The organism is Pseudidiomarina aquimaris, from assembly GCF_003987395.1.
Lineage (GTDB): Bacteria > Pseudomonadota > Gammaproteobacteria > Enterobacterales > Alteromonadaceae > Pseudidiomarina > Pseudidiomarina aquimaris.
On sequence record NZ_PIPT01000003.1, the window covers coordinates 67,265 to 86,540 of the forward strand.

At 50.1% G+C, this 19,276-nt stretch carries 24 protein-coding genes and 1 tRNA gene; 23 read left to right on the forward strand and 2 right to left on the reverse strand.

Going from position 1 to position 19,276, the window contains the following annotated elements; translation table 11 throughout:
- Nucleotides 1–1,071 (forward strand): LPS export ABC transporter permease LptG, encoded by a 1,071-nt coding sequence (lptG, locus tag CWE21_RS04765; protein ID WP_126833323.1) that lies wholly within the window; start codon nucleotides 1–3, stop codon nucleotides 1,069–1,071.
- A 3-nt stretch (nucleotides 1,072–1,074) separates the two neighbouring features.
- On the opposite strand, the gene CWE21_RS04770 is transcribed toward lptG, so the two are convergent.
- Entirely contained in the window at nucleotides 1,075–1,590 is a 516-nt protein-coding gene (locus tag CWE21_RS04770; protein WP_241970222.1) for an RDD family protein, read from the reverse strand.
- Nucleotides 1,591–1,786: 196 nt separating this feature from the next.
- Here CWE21_RS04770 and CWE21_RS04775 point away from each other — a divergent pair.
- The 13 genes from CWE21_RS04775 to dnaB all read left to right on the forward strand — a co-directional run bounded on the left by CWE21_RS04775 (nucleotide 1,787) and on the right by dnaB (nucleotide 11,099).
- Nucleotides 1,787–1,873 (forward strand) — tRNA-Leu (locus CWE21_RS04775).
- Nucleotides 1,874–1,952: 79 nt separating this feature from the next.
- Nucleotides 1,953–2,102, forward strand: a complete 150-nt coding sequence (locus tag CWE21_RS04780; protein WP_126833324.1) for a DMT family transporter — start codon at nucleotides 1,953–1,955, stop codon at nucleotides 2,100–2,102.
- Nucleotides 2,103–2,237: 135 nt separating this feature from the next.
- On the forward strand, nucleotides 2,238–4,604 hold the full coding sequence (gene rnr, locus CWE21_RS04785; protein ID WP_126833513.1) for a ribonuclease R: 2,367 nt from the start codon (nucleotides 2,238–2,240) through the stop codon (nucleotides 4,602–4,604).
- 15 nt (nucleotides 4,605–4,619) lie between these two features.
- Entirely contained in the window at nucleotides 4,620–5,363 is a 744-nt protein-coding gene (gene rlmB, locus CWE21_RS04790; RefSeq protein ID WP_126833325.1) for a 23S rRNA (guanosine(2251)-2'-O)-methyltransferase RlmB, read from the forward strand.
- An 8-nt stretch (nucleotides 5,364–5,371) separates the two neighbouring features.
- The gene (locus CWE21_RS04795) at nucleotides 5,372–5,830 is read left to right on the forward strand and encodes a hypothetical protein (protein ID WP_126833326.1); all 459 of its coding nucleotides are present in this window, start codon (nucleotides 5,372–5,374) and stop codon (nucleotides 5,828–5,830) included.
- A gap of 128 nt (nucleotides 5,831–5,958) precedes the next feature.
- A complete protein-coding gene (gene rpsF / locus CWE21_RS04800; protein ID WP_126833327.1) occupies nucleotides 5,959–6,330 on the forward strand; it encodes a 30S ribosomal protein S6 in 372 nt (123 codons plus the stop codon).
- A 25-nt stretch (nucleotides 6,331–6,355) separates the two neighbouring features.
- Complete coding sequence (gene priB, locus CWE21_RS04805) at nucleotides 6,356–6,664, forward strand: primosomal replication protein N (protein ID WP_126833328.1); 309 nt, start codon at nucleotides 6,356–6,358, stop codon at nucleotides 6,662–6,664.
- A gap of 10 nt (nucleotides 6,665–6,674) precedes the next feature.
- Nucleotides 6,675–6,902 (forward strand): 30S ribosomal protein S18, encoded by a 228-nt coding sequence (gene rpsR, locus CWE21_RS04810; protein WP_006956988.1) that lies wholly within the window; start codon nucleotides 6,675–6,677, stop codon nucleotides 6,900–6,902.
- A 43-nt stretch (nucleotides 6,903–6,945) separates the two neighbouring features.
- Complete coding sequence (rplI, locus tag CWE21_RS04815; protein ID WP_126833329.1) at nucleotides 6,946–7,398, forward strand: 50S ribosomal protein L9; 453 nt, start codon at nucleotides 6,946–6,948, stop codon at nucleotides 7,396–7,398.
- A 138-nt stretch (nucleotides 7,399–7,536) separates the two neighbouring features.
- On the forward strand, nucleotides 7,537–8,094 hold the full coding sequence (locus CWE21_RS04820; protein ID WP_241970223.1) for an RNA polymerase sigma factor: 558 nt from the start codon (nucleotides 7,537–7,539) through the stop codon (nucleotides 8,092–8,094).
- The gene (locus CWE21_RS04825) at nucleotides 8,087–8,605 is read left to right on the forward strand and encodes a hypothetical protein (RefSeq protein WP_126833330.1); all 519 of its coding nucleotides are present in this window, start codon (nucleotides 8,087–8,089) and stop codon (nucleotides 8,603–8,605) included. The genes CWE21_RS04820 and CWE21_RS04825 overlap by 8 nt, the downstream gene beginning before the upstream one ends.
- A gap of 12 nt (nucleotides 8,606–8,617) precedes the next feature.
- Nucleotides 8,618–9,583, forward strand: a complete 966-nt coding sequence (locus CWE21_RS04830; RefSeq protein WP_126833331.1) for a DUF4097 family beta strand repeat-containing protein — start codon at nucleotides 8,618–8,620, stop codon at nucleotides 9,581–9,583.
- A 103-nt stretch (nucleotides 9,584–9,686) separates the two neighbouring features.
- Nucleotides 9,687–11,099: a replicative DNA helicase gene (dnaB, locus tag CWE21_RS04835; RefSeq protein WP_126833332.1), complete on the forward strand. Its 1,413-nt coding sequence runs from the start codon at nucleotides 9,687–9,689 to the stop codon at nucleotides 11,097–11,099.
- A 12-nt stretch (nucleotides 11,100–11,111) separates the two neighbouring features.
- Here dnaB and zur read toward each other — a convergent pair whose 3' ends face one another.
- The gene (zur, locus tag CWE21_RS04840) at nucleotides 11,112–11,552 is read right to left on the reverse strand and encodes a zinc uptake transcriptional repressor Zur (RefSeq protein WP_126833333.1); all 441 of its coding nucleotides are present in this window, start codon (nucleotides 11,550–11,552) and stop codon (nucleotides 11,112–11,114) included.
- 62 nt (nucleotides 11,553–11,614) lie between these two features.
- Between zur and CWE21_RS04845 the strand changes: the two genes are divergently transcribed.
- From CWE21_RS04845 to rplB, 9 genes are all read left to right on the forward strand, one after another.
- Complete coding sequence (locus tag CWE21_RS04845) at nucleotides 11,615–13,198, forward strand: amidase (protein WP_126833334.1); 1,584 nt, start codon at nucleotides 11,615–11,617, stop codon at nucleotides 13,196–13,198.
- Between the two features lie 71 nt (nucleotides 13,199–13,269).
- The gene (gene dusA / locus CWE21_RS04850) at nucleotides 13,270–14,322 is read left to right on the forward strand and encodes a tRNA dihydrouridine(20/20a) synthase DusA (protein ID WP_126833335.1); all 1,053 of its coding nucleotides are present in this window, start codon (nucleotides 13,270–13,272) and stop codon (nucleotides 14,320–14,322) included.
- Between the two features lie 175 nt (nucleotides 14,323–14,497).
- A complete protein-coding gene (locus CWE21_RS04855) occupies nucleotides 14,498–14,761 on the forward strand; it encodes a hypothetical protein (RefSeq protein WP_126833336.1) in 264 nt (87 codons plus the stop codon).
- A gap of 235 nt (nucleotides 14,762–14,996) precedes the next feature.
- Nucleotides 14,997–16,187, forward strand: coding sequence for a dipeptidase (locus tag CWE21_RS04860; RefSeq protein WP_126833515.1), 1,191 nt, complete (start codon nucleotides 14,997–14,999; stop codon nucleotides 16,185–16,187).
- Between the two features lie 328 nt (nucleotides 16,188–16,515).
- The gene (gene rpsJ, locus CWE21_RS04865) at nucleotides 16,516–16,827 is read left to right on the forward strand and encodes a 30S ribosomal protein S10 (protein WP_126769544.1); all 312 of its coding nucleotides are present in this window, start codon (nucleotides 16,516–16,518) and stop codon (nucleotides 16,825–16,827) included.
- A gap of 38 nt (nucleotides 16,828–16,865) precedes the next feature.
- Nucleotides 16,866–17,510 (forward strand): 50S ribosomal protein L3, encoded by a 645-nt coding sequence (rplC, locus tag CWE21_RS04870; RefSeq protein ID WP_126833337.1) that lies wholly within the window; start codon nucleotides 16,866–16,868, stop codon nucleotides 17,508–17,510.
- A gap of 18 nt (nucleotides 17,511–17,528) precedes the next feature.
- Nucleotides 17,529–18,134 carry a 50S ribosomal protein L4 gene (gene rplD / locus CWE21_RS04875; protein ID WP_126833338.1) on the forward strand — a complete coding sequence of 202 codons (606 nt, stop codon included), beginning with the start codon at nucleotides 17,529–17,531 and terminating at the stop codon, nucleotides 18,132–18,134.
- Nucleotides 18,131–18,433 carry a 50S ribosomal protein L23 gene (gene rplW / locus CWE21_RS04880; protein ID WP_126754482.1) on the forward strand — a complete coding sequence of 101 codons (303 nt, stop codon included), beginning with the start codon at nucleotides 18,131–18,133 and terminating at the stop codon, nucleotides 18,431–18,433. Before rplD ends, rplW begins: the two co-directional genes overlap by 4 nt.
- 14 nt (nucleotides 18,434–18,447) lie before the next feature.
- The gene (gene rplB / locus CWE21_RS04885; RefSeq protein WP_126833339.1) at nucleotides 18,448–19,272 is read left to right on the forward strand and encodes a 50S ribosomal protein L2; all 825 of its coding nucleotides are present in this window, start codon (nucleotides 18,448–18,450) and stop codon (nucleotides 19,270–19,272) included.
- The last annotated feature ends 4 nt before the right edge of the window (nucleotides 19,273–19,276 follow it).

Here is a 19,276-nt window from a genome sequence, read left to right on the forward strand (position 1 = left end):
ATGTTGCAATTCAGCATTCTCGATAAATACATTGCCCGCACGGTGTTAACTACATCTTTGCTGAGCTTGGCGGTATTGAGTGGGCTGTCGGGCCTGATCCGCTTTGTTGAACAATTGAAGTCAGTGGGTAAGGGGACTTACTCGGTGGCTGAAGCAGGCTTGTTTGTGCTCTACAGTTTACCGCGCGACATCGAGGTGTTTTTCCCGATGGCAGCCTTGCTTGGCGGGCTCATTGGCATGGGTATGCTGGCCAGTAATTCTGAGCTGGTAGTGATGCTTGCCGCCGGTCGCTCGCGTTTGAATATTGTGGGCTCGGTAATGAAAGCCGCAGTGGTGATGATGCTCGCAGTGATGGCCATGGGCGAATGGGTTGCGCCACAGCTGGAAGCGCAAGGCCGGGAATTGCGCGCGTCAGCGATTTCCGGTGGTAGTTTAATCTCCGCGCAACAAGGGGTGTGGGCAAAAGACGGCACGCACTTTGTGAATATTAGCGAGGTTGAAGATACGGGGCGTTTGCGCGATCTCACCGTGTATCGTTTCAATGCACAACGCGAACTCGAATCTGTGGTGCAAGGGCAAACAGCGACCTATCAAAACGGTCAGTGGTTACTTACTGATGTAGAGATCACTGAGCACAGTATTGAACGTATCAACCGAAAAGAGCTCGCGCGATGGGTGTGGGAGTCATCACTTACGCCTGACAAGCTTGGGGTCGTAACGGTTAAGCCAGAAGCTCTGTCGATTACCGGATTGGTGGACTATTTGGAGTATTTGCAGGCCAACCAGCAAGCCACCGAACGTTATCAGCTCGCACTGTGGCGGAAGCTCTTCGCACCGATCACGGTGGCGGTGATGCTGCTTGTGGCCTTGAGTTTTATCTTCGGTCCGTTGCGTTCGCAAACCATGGGGGCGCGGATTTTACTTGGTGTCATAACCGGTTTCGGTTTTCACGTAAGCAATGAAATTTTTGGACCGTTGGCACAAGTATATAGCTTACCGCCAATACTGGGAGCTTTATTACCGAGCTTGCTGTTCGCTGGCGCTGCGCTTTACTTAATGCAAAGAAAGTAAGACTTACAGCTCTTTCCAGTAATAGAGTTGATTGGCTTCTTTTGACAAGGTCACCATTTCGGTTCCAGCGGCATAATCATGCCAAGCGCGGCGGTTTTTGAAGTCGACGAGTACCCATAGATTACCCAGCCCAAAACAACAGGTAATGAGCCGTACAAAAGTTTGTTTCTTAGTAATGCGAGCGCCGTTGCGTTGTTGAATCTTGAGCCGCCATGCGCGCATACCAAGAGTTTGACCGCTGCGATACCAGAACCAACCGAAAAATAGCCCCAACACCGTAAGCAAGTAGAGACCGTACAGTGGCGAACTATTTAACCAGCCCGCATGGTCCATGCCTTCCGGTAGCGTGACCCACCCCAAGCTAGTAAACAGCGCAGCCGCCGCAAGTGCGAGGCCAGATGCCAGCATGACAATGGCGACAGCGACCAATAAGTCGTAAACCCAAGCCGCCAAACGACGGAAAAAACCTGCGCTAGGGAAAGATGCGTGAAGTTTTTGTGCTGGGCTGATTTCGCTCACGAGGACCTCGGTGTTGATTGATTTAGGCGAGTGCAGATTATCATTAAGTCGCTGCTAAGAAGCAAGGAAGGGCGAAAAAAAGCGCGCGTTGCTCACGAAATAGCCGAACAAACGAAAACTGTCATAATTTGCTTGATCGGAAAAATCCCTTGCGTATAATGCCTCGCACTACCGACGTTCAAGTCAAATCTTCAATGCCGAAGTGGCGGAATTGGTAGACGCAGCGGATTCAAAATCCGCCGCTGGTAACAGCGTGGGGGTTCAAGTCCCCCCTTCGGCACCATCTCTTCTGAGGACGACCTCACCCATCATGGGAAACAACTGACCAGGACGACCTGGCGTGAAAACGCATAGGAAATCGTATGGCTTGGTTAATACTTTTCTTAGCTGGAATCTTAGAAGTTATTTGGGCATTTGCGATGAAGCTCTCGCAAGGCTTCACTCGCCCTGTACCTGCATTCATCACTATTACGGCGATGGTCGCGAGTTTTTGGCTATTGGTGTTGTGCTGATGAGCCTTGCCCCTTCCTCAACTCATTAATCTGCTTAACTTTTAAGCAATAAGAATGCGGTGTTTTTCCGTGTTCTCTGTTATGCTTACAGCAATTGGAAACACACGAATTCGCGTGAGTTTACCCCGAGGTATTATGACCGAAGAAAATAAACAACAACCTGAATATGAGGTTGAAATCCCCTCACGGGATGAGCTTTTAGCGGCCGTTGAAGCGCGCTTGAAGCCGATTACTTTTGATGAAATTTTGGAGCGCTTTCAGCTCACCGATGAACGCCAACATATTGGCGTAAAACGTCGTTTGCGCGCCATGGAACGCGACGGCCAACTCATATACACCAAAGCCAATGCGTATGGATTGCCGACGCGCATGAACCTGATCAAGGGACGCATAATTGGCCACCGCGATGGTTTTGGTTTTTGTCGCCCCGATGATGGCGGCGATGACTTATTTATCCCGCCGAAACAAATGTACAGCGTATTGCACGGTGACATTGTGTTGGTGCAAGAGCAGGGTAAGGACCCGAAAGGTCGCCGTGAAGGCCGTATTGTAAGGGTGATTGAATCACGTGAAATGAGTGTGGTTGGGCGCTTTTTTGTCGATCACGATCTCGGTATCGTAGTGCCAGACGATAGTCGTCTGAACCAAGATATTCTGATCCCAGACGAAGCGCGTAATGGCGCTCGGCATGGCCAAATTGTAGTGGCGAAAATCACCCGCCGCCCTAACCGACGCACTTCGCCGGTGGGCGAAGTGACGGAAATTCTTGGTGACCATATGGCGCCGGGAATGGAAATTGAAATCGCTATTCGTGAACACGATATTCCAACGGACTGGAGCGCGGCCACGCTTGACTATGTTGAAAAGCTTGCCGAAGAGGTGCCGCAAGAAGCGTATAAAGATCGCAAGGACTTGCGAGAATTACCGCTGATTACGATCGATGGCGAAGACTCACGCGACTTTGATGATGCGGTGTACGCTGAGCCCGAAGGCGACGGTTGGCGTTTGTGGGTAGCAATTGCCGATGTAAGCTACTATGTGCGCCCCAACACGCCACTAGACAAAGATGCGCTCGAACGCGGTAACTCGGTGTACTTTCCGAACTTTGTTGTGCCGATGCTACCAGAGAAACTTTCCAATGGACTCTGCTCGTTGAATCCGGATGTGGATCGTCTGTGTATGGTCGCTGAAATGAAAGTTTCCAACCGCGGTAAGCTATTGGATTCAAGTTTTTATCCGGCAGTGATGAAATCGCATGCACGGATGACCTATACCAAGGTCGCGGCGATTCTCGAGGGTGAACCGAAATTGCGGCAAGAGTATGAGGCCGTGCTGACGCCTATTGAAAACTTACATAGCTTATTCAAAGTGCTCAAAAAGGCCCGTCAAGGGCGTTCAGCGATTGAATTTGAGACGCTGGAAACGCGGTTTATCTTCAATGCTGAGCGCAAGATTGACAGTATCGAGCCGGTACGCCGTAATGTCGCACATACGATTATTGAAGAGTGCATGATTATGGCGAACGTCGCCACCGCACGCTTGATTGAAAAGCACGAGGAAGCCGGTGCTTTATTCCGTGTGCATGAGCCTCCATCGTCTGAACGACTAACAAATTTCCGCGGCTTTCTTGCCGAACTTGGTTTGAATCTAAAAGGCGGTGACGATCCGAGCACGCGCGACTATTCAGAAGTGCTGGAGCAGGTGCGCGAGCGACCCGATGCCGAGTTAATCCAAACGATGTTATTACGCTCGATGCAGCAGGCCGTGTATACACCAGATAACGCGGGTCACTTTGGTTTGGCACTCGATGAGTACTCCCATTTTACCTCGCCGATTCGCCGCTATCCGGATTTAGTTTTGCATCGCGCCATTAAAGCTTTGTTGAAAAAGCAGCAAGGCCCTAACCAAGCACTTGAAGGCGCCTGGATGTATCCTGATGAGCAACTCGATGAACTGGGTGAGCACTGCTCTATGACTGAGCGTCGTGCGGACGATGCCACCCGCCAAGTTGATGAATGGCTCAAATGTGAGTACATGCAAGATCATGTGGGTGAGGAATTTACTGGGGTGATTGCCTCGGTGACCAACTTTGGCTTGTTTATTCGCTTGGATGACCTACACATTGATGGTCTAGTGCATGTTTCAAACCTCGACAACGACTACTATCACTTTGACAACGAACGCCACTTGTTGATTGGCGAAAATAGCCGTCGCGTTTACCGTTTAGGTGATAAAGTGCGGGTGAAAGTTCGCAGCGTTGATTTAGATGAGCGTAAAATTGATTTGAAGCTTCTAGCAGCGGAAAGCCCGAGCGGTAAAGATCGGATGTCGGGTAGCGCTGGTCCAGCCGAAAGAAGACCTGAGAAACGTCCAGAAAAAAGTACAGCGCCGAAAAGTAAGCGCCAGCAAAAGCGTGAGAAGGTCGGCAAAGCAAAAGCCAAACGCGCCAAAGTAGAGCAAAAGCGTAAAGCCAAAAAGCAGCGTTCAAAAAAGAAAAAGTAAGGAACCTTCGTTAGCATGAGTAAGAAAGTAGCAGTGTTTGGTTTGCATTCGGTGCGTGCCCTTGTTGAACGCCACCCTGAGCGGGTGGTCGAAATGTTTGCACTCCGTGAGCGGCAAGATAAAGCCTTGCAATCACTTATTCAAACCGCCCAAAAACTTGGTATTCGTCCGCAATTTGTGCCGAAGCAGACATTGGAAAAGAAAGCGGAAGGCGGTAATCATCAAGGGGTGGTCGTGGTAGCGCTTGAAGCGCCATTATTAAGTGATAATGACCTTCCTGATCTTGTGCAAAATAGCGCAAAAGCACCGTTGTTTTTAGTGCTCGATGGTGTCACCGATCCGCATAACCTTGGTGCCTGTTTGCGTACCGCTGATGCCGCCGGTGTTACCGCTGTCATTGTGCCTAAAGATAAATCAGCGTCGCTCAATCCTACCGTGCGTAAAGTTGCCTGTGGCGCCGCTGAGACCATGCCCCTCGTGCAAGTTACCAATTTGGCGCGTGCGCTGAAGCAATTGCAAGACCTACAGGTCTGGGTGATGGGCACAGCTGGTGAGGCAGAGCAGTCTGTTTATGCGGTGGATCTAAAAGGGCCGACGGCGTTGGTGATGGGGGCTGAGGGCGATGGCATGCGCCGCTTGACGCGTGAAACCTGTGACGAACTAATTAAAATCCCGCTACTGGGGACGGTCTCGAGCTTGAATGTTTCCGTGGCCACTGGTGTATGTTTATTTGAAGCCGTACGGCAGCGACAAGGTTAATCTATACCATGAAAAAAGTACCTTTTTTGCGCTTGCGACCGGTCGTCTTATCTCTGATTGTGATGACCTTTTTGGCTGCCGCATGGTTACCGACAGGAACCTTTTTACCGGGCGAGCGTACGAATAAGCCCCAGTTGTTCTTGGACTTGGATGGCAGTGTGCCCTCTCAGACAGCTGAAGATATTCTGTTTGATGTGCAACAACGCATTGAAAGTCGTCATGAATGGCGCATGGTTGAGGCTGCGGCTCCTTATGCTTGGCATTTGCAAGTTCGAATTGAAGAAGGCGAGCAACTGCAGATTCTTGGTGTGCTTACCAGCCCACAAGTCGATGAACGGCGCACTGCGCAAGAGCAACGCTTCAAAATACAAGGCCCATACGATGCTGTAGGCGCGCTCCCCGAGCAATTCGTAAAAGTACTTATTGATTTAGTCGAAAACGCAGAAAAACATAGCGCAAGCTTGTGATCACAGGCAAATTCGGCTAAAATCCCGCCGCTTAAATCAGTCTGAAGTTATTTAACTCACAAAAAGCGTTCCTTGCTGCTGCAGGTGTGACTGAGCCTATCAGTAGCTATGAACCATAAGGAGCAGAAATGCGTCATTATGAAATCGTATTCATGGTCCACCCGGACCAGAGCGAGCAAGTACCTGGCATGATCGAGCGTTACAGCGAGACCATCACGTCAGGTAACGGCACGATCCACCGTTTAGAAGACTGGGGTCGTCGTCAACTGGCTTACCCAATCAACAAGTTGCACAAAGCACACTACGTGTTGATGAACATCGAAGCGTCTGCAGAAGTTGTTGAAGAGTTGGAAACAGCTTTCCGTTACAACGATGCAGTATTGCGCAACATGATCATGCGTAAGAAAGAAGCTATCACTGAAGCCTCTCCTTTGACTAAGAAAGAAGAGCGCAAAGGCGACAGCCGCAACGAAGAACAAGGCGACAACGAAGCAGCATAAGCTCGCTTGTTAACGTCTAACCATTGTGGAGCTTAGTAATCAACTTGTATTAGGTGGCAGCGTCAGCAAACCACCCAAGTTAACCACCAGCCCAGCCGGCATTAGCCATTTGCGTTTTGTACTGGATCACCAGTCAGAGCAGCAAGAAGCAGGGTACCCGCGGCGCAGTTTCGTAAGAGTCTTAGTCGTGTTAGGTGGCGAAGCAGCAAAGCAGTGGACACACGAATTGACCGTTGGGTCGCAGGTGCAAGTTACCGGTTTTTTGAATCGAATCGAAGATAAAAACGGTGTTGGTAAATTGGTCTTGCATGCCCAGCAACTTGTGAAGATTTGAGGAGACCATCATGGCTCGTTTTTTCCGTCGCCGTAAATTCTGCCGTTTTAAGGCTGAAGGCGTAAAAGAAATTGATTACAAAGATATCGCTACTCTGAAAAACTATATCACTGAGAGTGGCAAAATCGTTCCTAGCCGCATCACTGGCACTTCAGCGAAGTACCAGCGTCAGTTGGCGCGTGCCATCAAACGTGCACGTTATTTGTCGTTGCTGCCTTACACTGATTCACATCAGTAAGCCGGCATCGCGAACGATCTCAGAAACTCAGAGGTAGCGAACAATGGAAATCATTCTATTAGACAAAATTGCCAACTTAGGTGGCTTGGGTGACCAAGTTTCTGTTAAGTCTGGCTATGCACGTAACTTTTTGTTCCCACAAGGTAAAGCAGTTCCTGCAACCGAAGCGAACATCAAAGTATTTGAAGAGCGCCGCGCAGAATTAGAAGCGAAAATCGCTGCTGATTTGGCTGCTGCTGAAGAACGTGCAGAGAAAATCAATGCACTTGACGCAATCGTAATCAGCTCTAAAGCTGGTGACGAAGGTAAATTGTTTGGTTCTATCGGTACTAAAGACATCGCTGATGCAGTTACTGCAGCAGGCGTTGAAGTACAGAAGAGCGAAGTATTGTTGCCAAACGGCACCTTACGTGAAACCGGCGAGTTCGACATCGAGTTGCACTTGCACGCAGACGTATTTGCTAGCATCAAGTTGCAAGTGGTTGCTGCTGACTAATCAGCACAAGCACAAAGCACAGAGAAACCGTAGTCTGGAAACAGGCTACGGTTTTTTTTTGCGTTTTTATAAATTCATGTAAACCTTAAGCGCGGTCGATGCGACCTATTTAACAAGAAAAGCAAAAAGGGCAAACCGGTGACGGCACAAGTATTAACCCATCAAGCGTTTGAGGATCCTGACAAGGGCTTGGTGCGACAAGCAGCGCAAGGCAATATGCAAGCCTTCCAACAGTTGTTCGAGCGCCACCATCGTAAGGTGTACAGCTTGGTGTGGCGCTTAGCAGGTGATAGTGATACCGCGCATGATCTGACGCAAGAAGTGTTTATTAAGCTGTGGGACGCACTCGGTAGTTTTCGCGGTGAGAGCAAGTTCAGTACCTGGCTGCATACCGTGGCAACTCGCGTGGCGATTAGCGAGATGCGCAAGCAAAAACGCTGGCGCCAAGATGTTTCGCTGACCGATGACAGTAATTACGCTGCGAATTTAGAGCAGCAAGAAAGCGCAGATTTAGGTGAGCTCGATAAGCTTATCAAACGTTTACCGGAACAAATGCGTTGGGTTTTTGTACTGCACTGCATCGAAGGTTTACGCCACGATGAAGTCGCTGAAGAATTAGGGATCGCGGTGGGCACCAGCAAAGCGCAAGTCCACCGAGCCCGGACATTACTAGAGGAGTGGCTGAGCGATGAGTAATTCAACCGCAAGCAATAAACTTGACCGCTTGATTCGCCAAGCAGCAGAGGGCAACGATGCGCCAGCACCAGAACGCGAATTATGGGCGGGAATTGAGCATAGCCTCGCCCGGCGGCAACAGCGCTCCGGTAAATGGCTGCATTGGGTATGGGCAAGCGCAGCCTGCATGGTGTTAGCGGTAGGCGGTGTGACTTTTATGAGTCTGCAGTCGCCGACAGGCAACCCTGAACAACCGGCGGCGAGCGCACTGCTCACTTATTTGAACCAACAGCATGAACAACAACGTCAGTTCGTGCTCACGCAATACCAGGCGGTGGGCTGGAATGGTGAAAGTGAATTCGTCGCTGCGGAAATTGAGCAAATTCGCGCAAGCATCGATGAAGTGAGCGCCCAGCTTCAGACGGAACCAAATAACAAGGCGTTGTGGCAGCTTTTACAGTGGCTCTACAGCAAAGAATTAGAACTTTTAGAATCCCAATTTGTCGTGAGCGATAAATTACAACAGCTATAGTGGTAGGAGATCATGATGAAAACGTTAATGAACGTAGTAACCAGTACAGTGCTTATGGCCGGCCTTGTCTACAGCGGCCTTGCCGAAGCGAAACAACAACGTGTCGATGAGCGCTTAGCTGTGCCCGCGAATGTCTTTGTAAAAATCGAAAACATGCGCGGTGACGTGCGAATCATCGGTAGCAATGACAACTATGCCGAAGTTAAAGGCGAGCTGGATGAATATGCCACGGGCCTAACTTTTAGCCTAGACGGCAGCACCTTGTCGATCGTCGTTAATATGGAAGATCGCCGTAACTTTTCCGGTGACCATGCGACTGATTTGAGTATTTCGTTGCCAATGTCAGCGGAGTTAAATGTGGAAGGTGTTTCAACTGACTTTTGGCTGAGTAACTTTAATAGCGATGTACGTGTGAACACCGTCAGCGGAGATCTGGAAGCTGAAAAACTCAACGGCGACATTCGCCTTAATTCTGTAAGCGGTGATGTTTTAGGTAAAAGCTTAGCAGGCACGGTGCAAATGAAGTCCGTCAGCGGCGACATCATCGACCGTGATAATCAAGCAACTAAGGTGCGTTACGGTTCAACCAGTGGCGATGTGACTGCTGACAGCTCAGCAACTGAAGTCGAAGCCGAAACGGTATCTGGTGATATTGAAGTCGCCCTCGGCAATGTTCGCAAGCTGGAACTACGTTCTGTGAGTGGTGACGCGGAAGCGAGCTTCACGCTGCTAAACAATGGCCGTGTGAGCGGTGAGTCGGTAAGCGGTGATGTGAAGCTAACCCTTGCTGGCGATGTAAACGCTAAAGTAAACGCAGAAGTCAGTGGTGGTGGCAATATCATTAATCGCTTGAACGGAGCAAAAGCCAATGAATCGCGTTGGGGCGTGGGTGCGCAACTCGAAACTACCGTCGGCTCTGGTTCGGGGCTCATCGAAGTGACCAGCATGAGTGGCGATTTGGTTCTGCGCAGAAACTAAGTATTAAAAATCAACAATTACAGCGGATCCGATGTGGATCCGCTTCCTTCCTTGCGCCGCATTTTGTATAGTCGTAGCCATTGTTTGAAACTCTGAGAGAACCATGGCAGCAAACCGTCCCGAAAAGCAATCCCGCAGCGACGCCAAGCTAGCTGCAATCAAGACCGCACCTCATTCAATCGAAGCTGAGCAGTCCGTGTTGGGCGGTTTGATGCTGGACAATCAGGCCTGGGATGCGATTGCTGGCGATATTATTAGTGACGACTTTTATCACCGTGGCCATCGTCTCATTTTTGCGGCGATGTCGCGTCTCACTGAACGTAACCAACCCATCGATTTGGTGACGGTTTCCGAGAACCTCGAAGCTGCTGGTGAGCTGCAAGATGTCGGCGGTTTTGCATACTTAGGCGAGATTGCGAAAAACACCCCGAGTGCCGCCAATATTCGCGCCTACGCACAAATTGTGCGTGAACGCGCAGTGTTGCGCGAGCTTATCGCTGCTTCTAATGAGATTGCCGAAAATTGTTACGACACGCAAAACCGCACCAGTGCAGAAATACTTGATCTTGCTGAGTCCAAGGTTTTTAAAATTGCCGAACAACGCACCGATGCCAACGAGGGGCCGCAAGCAATCTCGCCAATTTTGGAGCGCACAGTTCAGCGCATTGAGGAACTTTCAACTAGCAAGAATGCCAACGGTGTTACCGGCCGCTCGACAGGCTTTACCGATCTTGATCGTATGACCGCCGGCTTACAGCCTTCGGATTTGATTATCGTCGCTGCCCGTCCATCCATGGGTAAAACAACCTTTGCCATGAACCTCTGTGAAAACGTCGCGATGCGCGAAGACAAGCCGGTTCTGGTATTCAGTCTTGAGATGCCATCTGAACAAATCATGATGCGGATGATGGCGTCACTCAGTCATGTCGACCAAACGCGGATCCGTAATGGCCAGCTGAAGGATGAGGATTGGAGCCGCGTGGCTTCGACCATTTCCATCTTAAAAGAGAAAAACAATATTTATGTCGATGACTCTTCTGGTTTGACGCCTACCGAGGTGCGCTCGCGTGCGCGTCGTGTGGCCCGTGACCATAAAGGTTTGTCGTTGATAATGGTGGATTATCTGCAGTTGATGACAGTGCCGGGTATGGCGGAGAACCGCACGTTAGAAATTGCCGAAATCTCGCGATCATTAAAGGCCCTAGCGAAAGAATTGGAAGTTCCCGTGGTCGCGCTCTCGCAGTTGAACCGCTCGTTGGAGCAGCGCTCGAATCGCCGTCCGGTTAACTCAGACTTGCGGGAGTCAGGCTCTATCGAGCAGGATGCCGACGTGATCATGTTTATCTATCGTGACGAAGTATACCACCCAGAGAGCGAAGAGAAGGGCATTGCTGAAATCATTTTAGGGAAACAGCGGAACGGTCCAATTGGTACGGTGAAACTCAAATTCCAAGGGCAGTATTCGCGCTTTGATAACTTAGCGCAGCACGAAATTCCAGACGGACCTGATTACTAGGTCCGTTTTTGTTTACGCACACTCAGCGCAAATGCCGTGGGCTTCGATGGTTTGGCTTTCGACGCGAAAACCTTGGTCTTCGGCTTGTTTACGTAGCGCGTCGTAGACACCTTCTGATTGAATCTCTTGCACCGCTCCACAACTTTCGCAAATGAGCATTTGCACAGGGTGCTGGTGGTCGAAGTGGCTGCATAGAACGTAGCTATTCGACGACGTGATTTTGTGCACAAAGCCTTGTTCTTGCAGAAAGTCGAGCGCACGATAGATGGTCGGTGGTTTCGCATTGGGGACTGCCGACTTGAGTTTATCGAGCAGGTCGTAGGCGCCAATCGCACCGCTTTGATCTGCGAGAATTTCGAAGACTTCACGACGTGCAGGAGTCAACCTTGCCCCGCGTTGCGCACATAATTTTTCGGCCTTAGTGACCAATCGAGCAGTTTCTTTCGTTGTCATAAGGCGCAGTTTATCATGATGCTATAGATTCGGGTAGCAATCGAAGCAGGAGAACAATAACAATGACAACAAAACGGAAACCCACTTGGCGGCGATTGCTGCTCACGCTTTTCAGTGCCGGGTTACTCTGGCAAAGCCAAGGCTTAGCGGCGACGGAATTTAATTACCAGGAGGCGACAGTTGACCAGTTGCAAGCCGCTATGACCAGCGGCGAGCTAAGCGCCGAAGCAATAGTGAAGCATTACTACGCTGAAATTGTCAAACACAATGAGCGTGGCGCTGACCTGCGTGCCGTGACGCAGTTATTGCCTTTGGTGGACGCTGTCGCACTTGCGCGCAAGTTGGATCGCGAGCGCGCAGCAGGGCAGTCGCGTGGACCTTTACATGGCATTCCAGTGCTATTGAAAGATAATATCGATAGCGCGGATGGTTTGGCGAATACCGCGGGGTCGTTGTTGTTGCAGGACCATTATCCCGCACAAGATGCCTTTATTGTCGAGCGTCTACGTGCTGCAGGTGCATTGATTATTGGTAAAGCGAATCTGAGCGAGTGGGCGAATTTTCGCTCGACCGGCTCCAGCTCTGGTTGGAGTAGCTACGGTGGCCAGACCAAAAACCCGTTTGACACCACCCGCAGTACCTGTGGCTCGAGTGCTGGTTCGGCCGCCGCGGTCAGTGGCAATTTGATTCCGCTTGCTGTGGGTACCGAAACCGATGGTTCGTTAGTATGCCCTGCGGCAATTACTGGCATCGTTACCATCAAGCCAACCTTGGGGCTACTGAGCCGTAGCGGTATAATCCCGATTGCCCATAGCCAAGATACCGCAGGCCCCATGGCGCGTACCGTGCGCGATGCGGTTTATATGCTTGATGCGATGCTCGGTGAAGACGCTGCCGATAGCGCGAGCTACACGGTGAGTGAATCCTTCGTTAGCTATCTGCGCAGTGACGGTTTACAAGGCAAGCGGATCGGCGTGATGCGTGATTTGATGGGCTATCACACGGGTGTCGATGCGGTCTTTGAAGGCCAGTTACAAGTGCTCGCTAATGCTGGCGCAGTGCTCATTGATGACCTTTCTTTCGTGAACGGGCGCAACTGGGGCGAGGACGAATTTACCGTGCTACTCCACGAGTTTAAGTTCGGCTTGGCTGATTACTTTGCCCAGCACCCGCAAGCACCATACCAAGATCTCGCTGGCTTACGTGCTGATAATGATCGTTATGCCGACTCACTCATGCCGTTCTTTGGTCAAGAACTCTTTGTCATGGCAGAGGCGCGCACAGCTGAGCAACAAGCGGACTACGAAGCTGCGCTAGCACGAGCTAAACAAGCAGCGGGCCCTGATGGTATTGATGCAACCCTTGCAGAATACGATTTAGATTTGTTGGTGGCGCCCACCACAGCTCCGGCTTGGAAGATTGACCTCGTGAATGGCGACAACTACTCCGGCTCGGCCAGTTCTCCGGCTGCGGTCGCCGGCTATCCGCATATCAGCGTGCCGATGGGCTTTGTCGAGCATCTACCAGTGGGTATGAGTTTTTTCGCAAGCGCGGGCGATGAGGGCGTATTGATTGAAGCTGCCTTCGCCTATGAACAGTTGACCCAAGCGCGGCGTGCGCCGAGTTTAATGCCGCGCAACCATTGATAACTTGCATTAGGAGGCCGAAACCGTAGAATACGGCCTCCATTTGATAGCAAGCGAAATAGCGAAATAGTATGAGCCAGACAGCGTTGAGCAAACCAACTCTTGCCGTAGCACCGATGCTGGACTGGACCGATCGTCACTGCCGCTATTTTCATCGGCTTTTTAGTGAAAAAGCCGTGCTTTTCACGGAAATGGTGACGACTGGCGCCATAATTCACGGAAAATATGATTTCCTCGCCTTCAATCCCGCAGAACAACCGGTGGTATTGCAGCTCGGTGGCAGTGACCCAGTAGCGATGGCGGAGTGCGCAGCGCGCGCTTATGAGCGCGGCTATCAAGCGGTCGACATTAATGTAGGCTGTCCGTCTGATCGGGTTAAGAATGGTAGCTTTGGTGCCTGTTTAATGGCAGACCCAGAAACCGTGGGCCGCTGCGTCAGTGCCATGCAAGCCGCCGCGCCGCAACTCCGAGTGTCGGTCAAAACACGCTTAGGTATCGATGAACAGGACAGTGATGATTTTTTGTATCGGTTCATCGACGCCGTAGCCGCAGCCGGTTGTGGGTACTTAACGCTCCATGCCCGCAAGGCCTGGCTTCAAGGCCTCAGTCCGAAGCAAAATAGAGAAATTCCGCCACTCCAGTACGATCGGGTTTATCGTGCGAAACAACGCTATCCGCACATGCACATGATGATTAATGGCGGGATCACTAGCGCCGAAGCTATCGTAGAGCATCTTGCCCATGTCGATGGAGTCATGATTGGCCGCGAGGCTTATCAGAATCCCGCTTTTCTGCATTGCTTCGATGCGTTATGCGAGCAACCGACGACCGTCCCGACCGAGCAGCAAGCGAGTTTTGCCGAGCAGGTGAAGGTCGTTGAGGCCATGATCCCCTACACTGAAGCGCATCTTCAACAGGGTGGACGCTGTTGGCATGTTGTTCGTCATATGTTGGGCCTGTTTCAAGGTCAGCCGGGCGCAAAACGCTGGCGCCAATGGTTAAGTCAACAAGGACCCAGCGCGGAAAGTGCGGAGCAATTACTGCGTGATGCCTTAGGTTTTGTCGTCCAAGCTCGTGAGCTGGCTGACCAAAAAATGGCGGAAATGACAAAACCGAATGCTTGAGAGGTACCCTGAACTCAAGTGGATTTTAAAATAAAAACCCATTAAATACAGGTGGTTGCCAATTTTATTTGAAAGTTGGCACAACCTTTGAATGGTTTCTAGCGACATAACTGTTACTCGTTAATACAAGTGAATGAAAACGACTAACATTTAATTCATCGCTAGGAGAACAACCATGAAAACCATCGTCGCACTTTTTACTTTGGCCGTTGCTGCAACATCGACCAGTGCTTTTGCAGATTCAAAGTCTGAACTTGAGCTTGCACTTAGCAAAACCTTTCATGCGCAAGCGCAACAGGTGACGTTGCAAGTAGAACAGCAAACTCGCCGCGAGCATCATGAGAACATGCTGCGTATGCGCCACGGTTCTGACGCATCCACGATTGTGATTGCAGATAATCGTCAAGTAGCCAAATCACAGCCAAGCAAAGCCGAGTAATTGCTATGGTTGATTACACTTCAAGCTGGCTTTTATTGTTAATGTTCGCACCAGTAGTAAGTACGGTGGTTGCTGGTGCGGTCGTTGCGATAAACCATACGTTTAACGCCACTAAGACAGGGTGATTTTTCCGCAGTTTCTGTGCTAGTCTGCTGTTCACTTGTTGATTAAGCAAGTATCCAATAATAAAGCTTAAGCAGAGGAACAAGCAGTGAATAAATTCGCATGGTTAGGAATGGTGAGTGCCGTGAGCTTAGCGGTGACCGCAGCTCTACAGACCCCAGTTAACGCAGAAGAATACAAAGCAAGCGATCGCGCAGTGCAATTAGCGCAAGAAAATATGCTCATCGACACCCATATCGATGTCCCTTATCGTCTGACCGAACATTGGGAAGATGTCACTAAAGCAACCGCAAGTGGTGATTTTGATTATCCTCGCGCTGTAGCCGGTGGCTTGAACGTCCCTTTCATGTCGATTTATATTCCTGCACAGCTTGAGCAAACTCCAGGCGCAAGTAAGCAACTCGCACATCAGCTTATTGATAGTATGGAAGCACTGGCGTGGCGCGCACCTGACAAATTCGCTATGGCCTACGATGTAGCCGATGTTGAAGAGCAATTCGAACAAGGCTTAATTTCACTTGCCTTGGGGATGGAGAACGGCTCGCCGATGGAAGGCGACATGGCTAACCTCAAAGAGTTTTATGATCGTGGTATCCGCTATATTACCTTGTCACACTCGCTCTCTAACCACATTGCCGACTCGTCTTACGATATTCGTCGTCAGTGGGATGGCTTGAGCCCATTCGGTAAAGAGCTCGTGAAAGAAATGAACAACATCGGCATGATGATTGACATTTCACATGTATCTGACGATGCCTTCTGGCAAACGCTGGAAATCTCTGAAGCGCCGGTCATCGCATCGCACTCATCGCTACGCCGCTATACCCCGGGCTTCGAGCGCAACATGAGCGACGACATGATTAAAGCCTTAGGCGAAAACGGCGGCGTTATCATGATCAACTTCGGTTCGACCTTCGTGACCCAAGCAGCGAACCGCTATCGCGACATGATTAACCAGCAAATCGAGCAGGTTAAAGAGAAGTACGGCGAAGAGAGCGAAGAAGCCAAAAGCCGTATCACCGAGCTACAAAAAGATAACCCATTCCCGTTTGCCACTCTTGAGCAAGTGCTCGATCACATCGACCACGTGGTCAAGCTGATCGGCATTGAGCATGTAGGTATTGGTTCTGACTATGATGGTGTCGGTGACTCGTTGCCGGTCGGCCTCAAAGACGTATCGACCTATCCAAACTTGGTACAAGGTCTACTTGACCGCGGCTATTCTGAAGCAGACATCAAGAAAATCCTAAACGAGAACCTACTCCGCGTCTGGCGCGAAGTCGAAAACTACAAAAAACGTTAATCGTTATTCGTCCGTTCGGCTGCGCCTCACTGTTCGTCCGCTCACATCGTTCGCTGTTCGAATAGCGCAGCGGACGAAAAGCGAAGCGCACGAACAACGTAGCGGACGAAGAACGCTGTTGCTTTTCGTTCAGTTCCGTGTATAATTCGCCGCCACAGTTGTTGATCCCACTTGTGGGGCGAACACTGTAAGTTAGGTTGCCACAGCAATCCCGATAGGGGATTGAATGTTGATTCGTTGAAAATACCTCGCCCGGTATGCTGCCAGGGTGTAGGTTTTTTTCTGTGCTCTTTTTTAAATGCTCTTTATTTTGAGGCTTTGATTTTTTATGGCTAATCAAAGAATTCGGATTCGACTGAAAGCGTTCGATCACCGTCTGATTGACCAGTCAACTGCAGAGATTGTTGAAACTGCAAAACGCACTGGTGCTCAGGTACGTGGTCCAATTCCTCTGCCAACGCGCAAAGAAAAGTTCACCGTGTTGATTTCTCCACACGTGAACAAAGATGCACGTGACCAGTACGAGATCCGTACCCACAAGCGTCTGATCGATATCATGGACCCAACTGACAAAACTGTTGATGCACTTATGCGTCTCGACCTTGCAGCTGGTGTTGATGTTCAGATCAGCCTAGGTTAAGCGGGCAGTAATAGGATTACACACGAGAGGTTTTAACAATGGCTATTGGTCTAGTCGGTCGTAAAGTAGGAATGACACGTGTCTTCCAAGAAGACGGCGCTTCTGTACCTGTTACTGTGATTGAAGTGACTGCTAACCGTGTGACTCAGGTTAAAACTGAGGAAACAGACGGCTATCGTGCGCTTCAAGTTACAACAGGTGAGAAAAAAGCGAACCGCGTAAACAAACCAGCTGCTGGTCACTTCGCTAAAGCGGGTGTAGAAGCAGGTCGTGGTCTCTGGGAATTCCGCCTAGAAGACGGCGAAGGTGAAGATTTCGCAGTAGGTTCAGAAATCACCGTAGAATTATTTGCGGACACCAAAAAAGTAGACGTTACCGGCACCTCTAAAGGTAAAGGTTTCCAAGGTGCTGTTAAGCGCTGGAATTTCCGTACTCAGGACGCTACCCATGGTAACTCGTTGTCACATCGTGCACCGGGTTCTATCGGTCAAAACCAGTCTCCTGGTCGGGTATTCAAAGGCAAGAAAATGGCAGGCCAAATGGGTAACAAACAAATTACCGTACAGACACTTGATATCGTACGTGTAGACGCTGAGCGTGGTTTGTTGCTGATTCGCGGCGCTGTCCCTGGTGCTACTGGCGGTGATGTCATCATCAAGCCAGCAGTCAAGGCTAAGGCGTAACGTCCGAGGAGAATGGTGATGGAATTAACATTTAAAGACGCAAAAGGCGCTCTTGAAGTTTCCGAAGCTACCTTTGGACGTGAGTTCAACGAAGCTTTGATTCATCAAGTCGTTGTCGCTTATGCTGCAGGCGCTCGTCAGGGCACTAAAGCACAAAAGACGCGTTCTGAAGTAGCTGGCGGTGGCAAAAAGCCATGGCGCCAAAAAGGTACTGGCCGTGCTCGCGCAGGTACTATCCGTAGCCCAATCTGGCGCTCTGGTGGTACTACTTTTGCAGCGAAACCACGCAGCCACGACCAGAAAGTAAACAAAAAAATGTACCGCGGTGCGATGAAAAGCATCTTGTCTGAACTGGTTCGTCAGGACCGTTTAGTCGTGGTAGAGAGCTTTGGTGTTGATTCACCAAAGACTAAGCAGTTGGCTGCTAAGCTGAAAGAAATGGAATTGAACGACGTATTGATCGTGACTAAAGAACTTGACGAAAACTTGTTCTTGGCGTCACGCAACTTGCACAAAGTTGACGCACGCGACGTTCAAGCTGTTGACCCAGTTAGCCTTATTGCTTTTGAAAAAGTTCTGATGACTGCGGACGCAGTTAAGCAACTTGAGGAGGCTTTAGCATGATGCGCGAAGAACGTTTATTGAAAGTGATCATTGCTCCTCACGTTTCAGAAAAATCAACGGTTGCTGCAGAAACTGCAAACACCGTGGTTTTCAAAGTTGCTACTGACGCAAACAAAGCTGAAATCAAAGCAGCAGTTGAAAAACTGTTCGAGGTTGAAGTTGAAGGCGTTCGTACTGTCAACGTGAAAGGCAAAACTAAACGTACAGGCATGCGCTTTGGTAAGCGTAGTGACTGGAAAAAAGCCTATGTCACCCTGAAAGAAGGTGCTGACATCGACTTCGTCGGCGGCGCTGAGTAAGAGGAGGAATTCACATGGCATTAGTTAAGTGTAAGCCTACGTCTCCAGGTCGTCGCCACGTCGTTAAAGTGGTTAACGAAGACCTGTACAAAGGTAAACCTTACGCGCCTTTGTTGGATAAAAACAACAAGAAAGGCGGTCGTAACAACAATGGTCGTATTACTGTTCGTCACATCGGCGGTGGTCACAAGCATCACTACCGTATGATCGACTTTAAACGCGACAAAGACGGTATCCCTGCGAAAGTTGAGCGTTTGGAATATGATCCAAACCGTTCAGCAAACATCGCATTGGTTCTGTATGCAGACGGTGAACGTCGCTACATTCTTGCTCCTAAGGGCATGAAAGCTGGTGACAAGATTCAGTCTGGTTCAGATGCACCGATCAAAGCGGGTAACACCTTACCACTGCGTAACATTCCAGTAGGTTCTGTGGTACACGCAATCGAAATGAAACCTGGTAAAGGTGCTCAGTTGGCGCGTTCAGCTGGTGCTTACGTACAGGTTTTGGCTCGCGATGGCGGCTACGTAACTTTGCGTCTGCGTTCTGGCGAAATGCGCCGAATCCAGTCGGATTGCCGTGCAACCATCGGTGAAGTAGGCAACGCAGAACACATGCTGCGTCAATTGGGTAAAGCTGGTGCGAAGCGCTGGCGTGGTGTTCGTCCTACCGTTCGTGGTGTGGCGATGAACCCAGTTGATCACCCGCATGGTGGTGGTGAAGGCCGTACTTCAGGTGGTCGTCATCCGGTTACTCCTTGGGGTACACCGACTAAGGGTTATAAGACCCGTAAGAACAAGCGTACTGATAAGTTCATCGTACGTCGTCGCAACAAATAAGAGT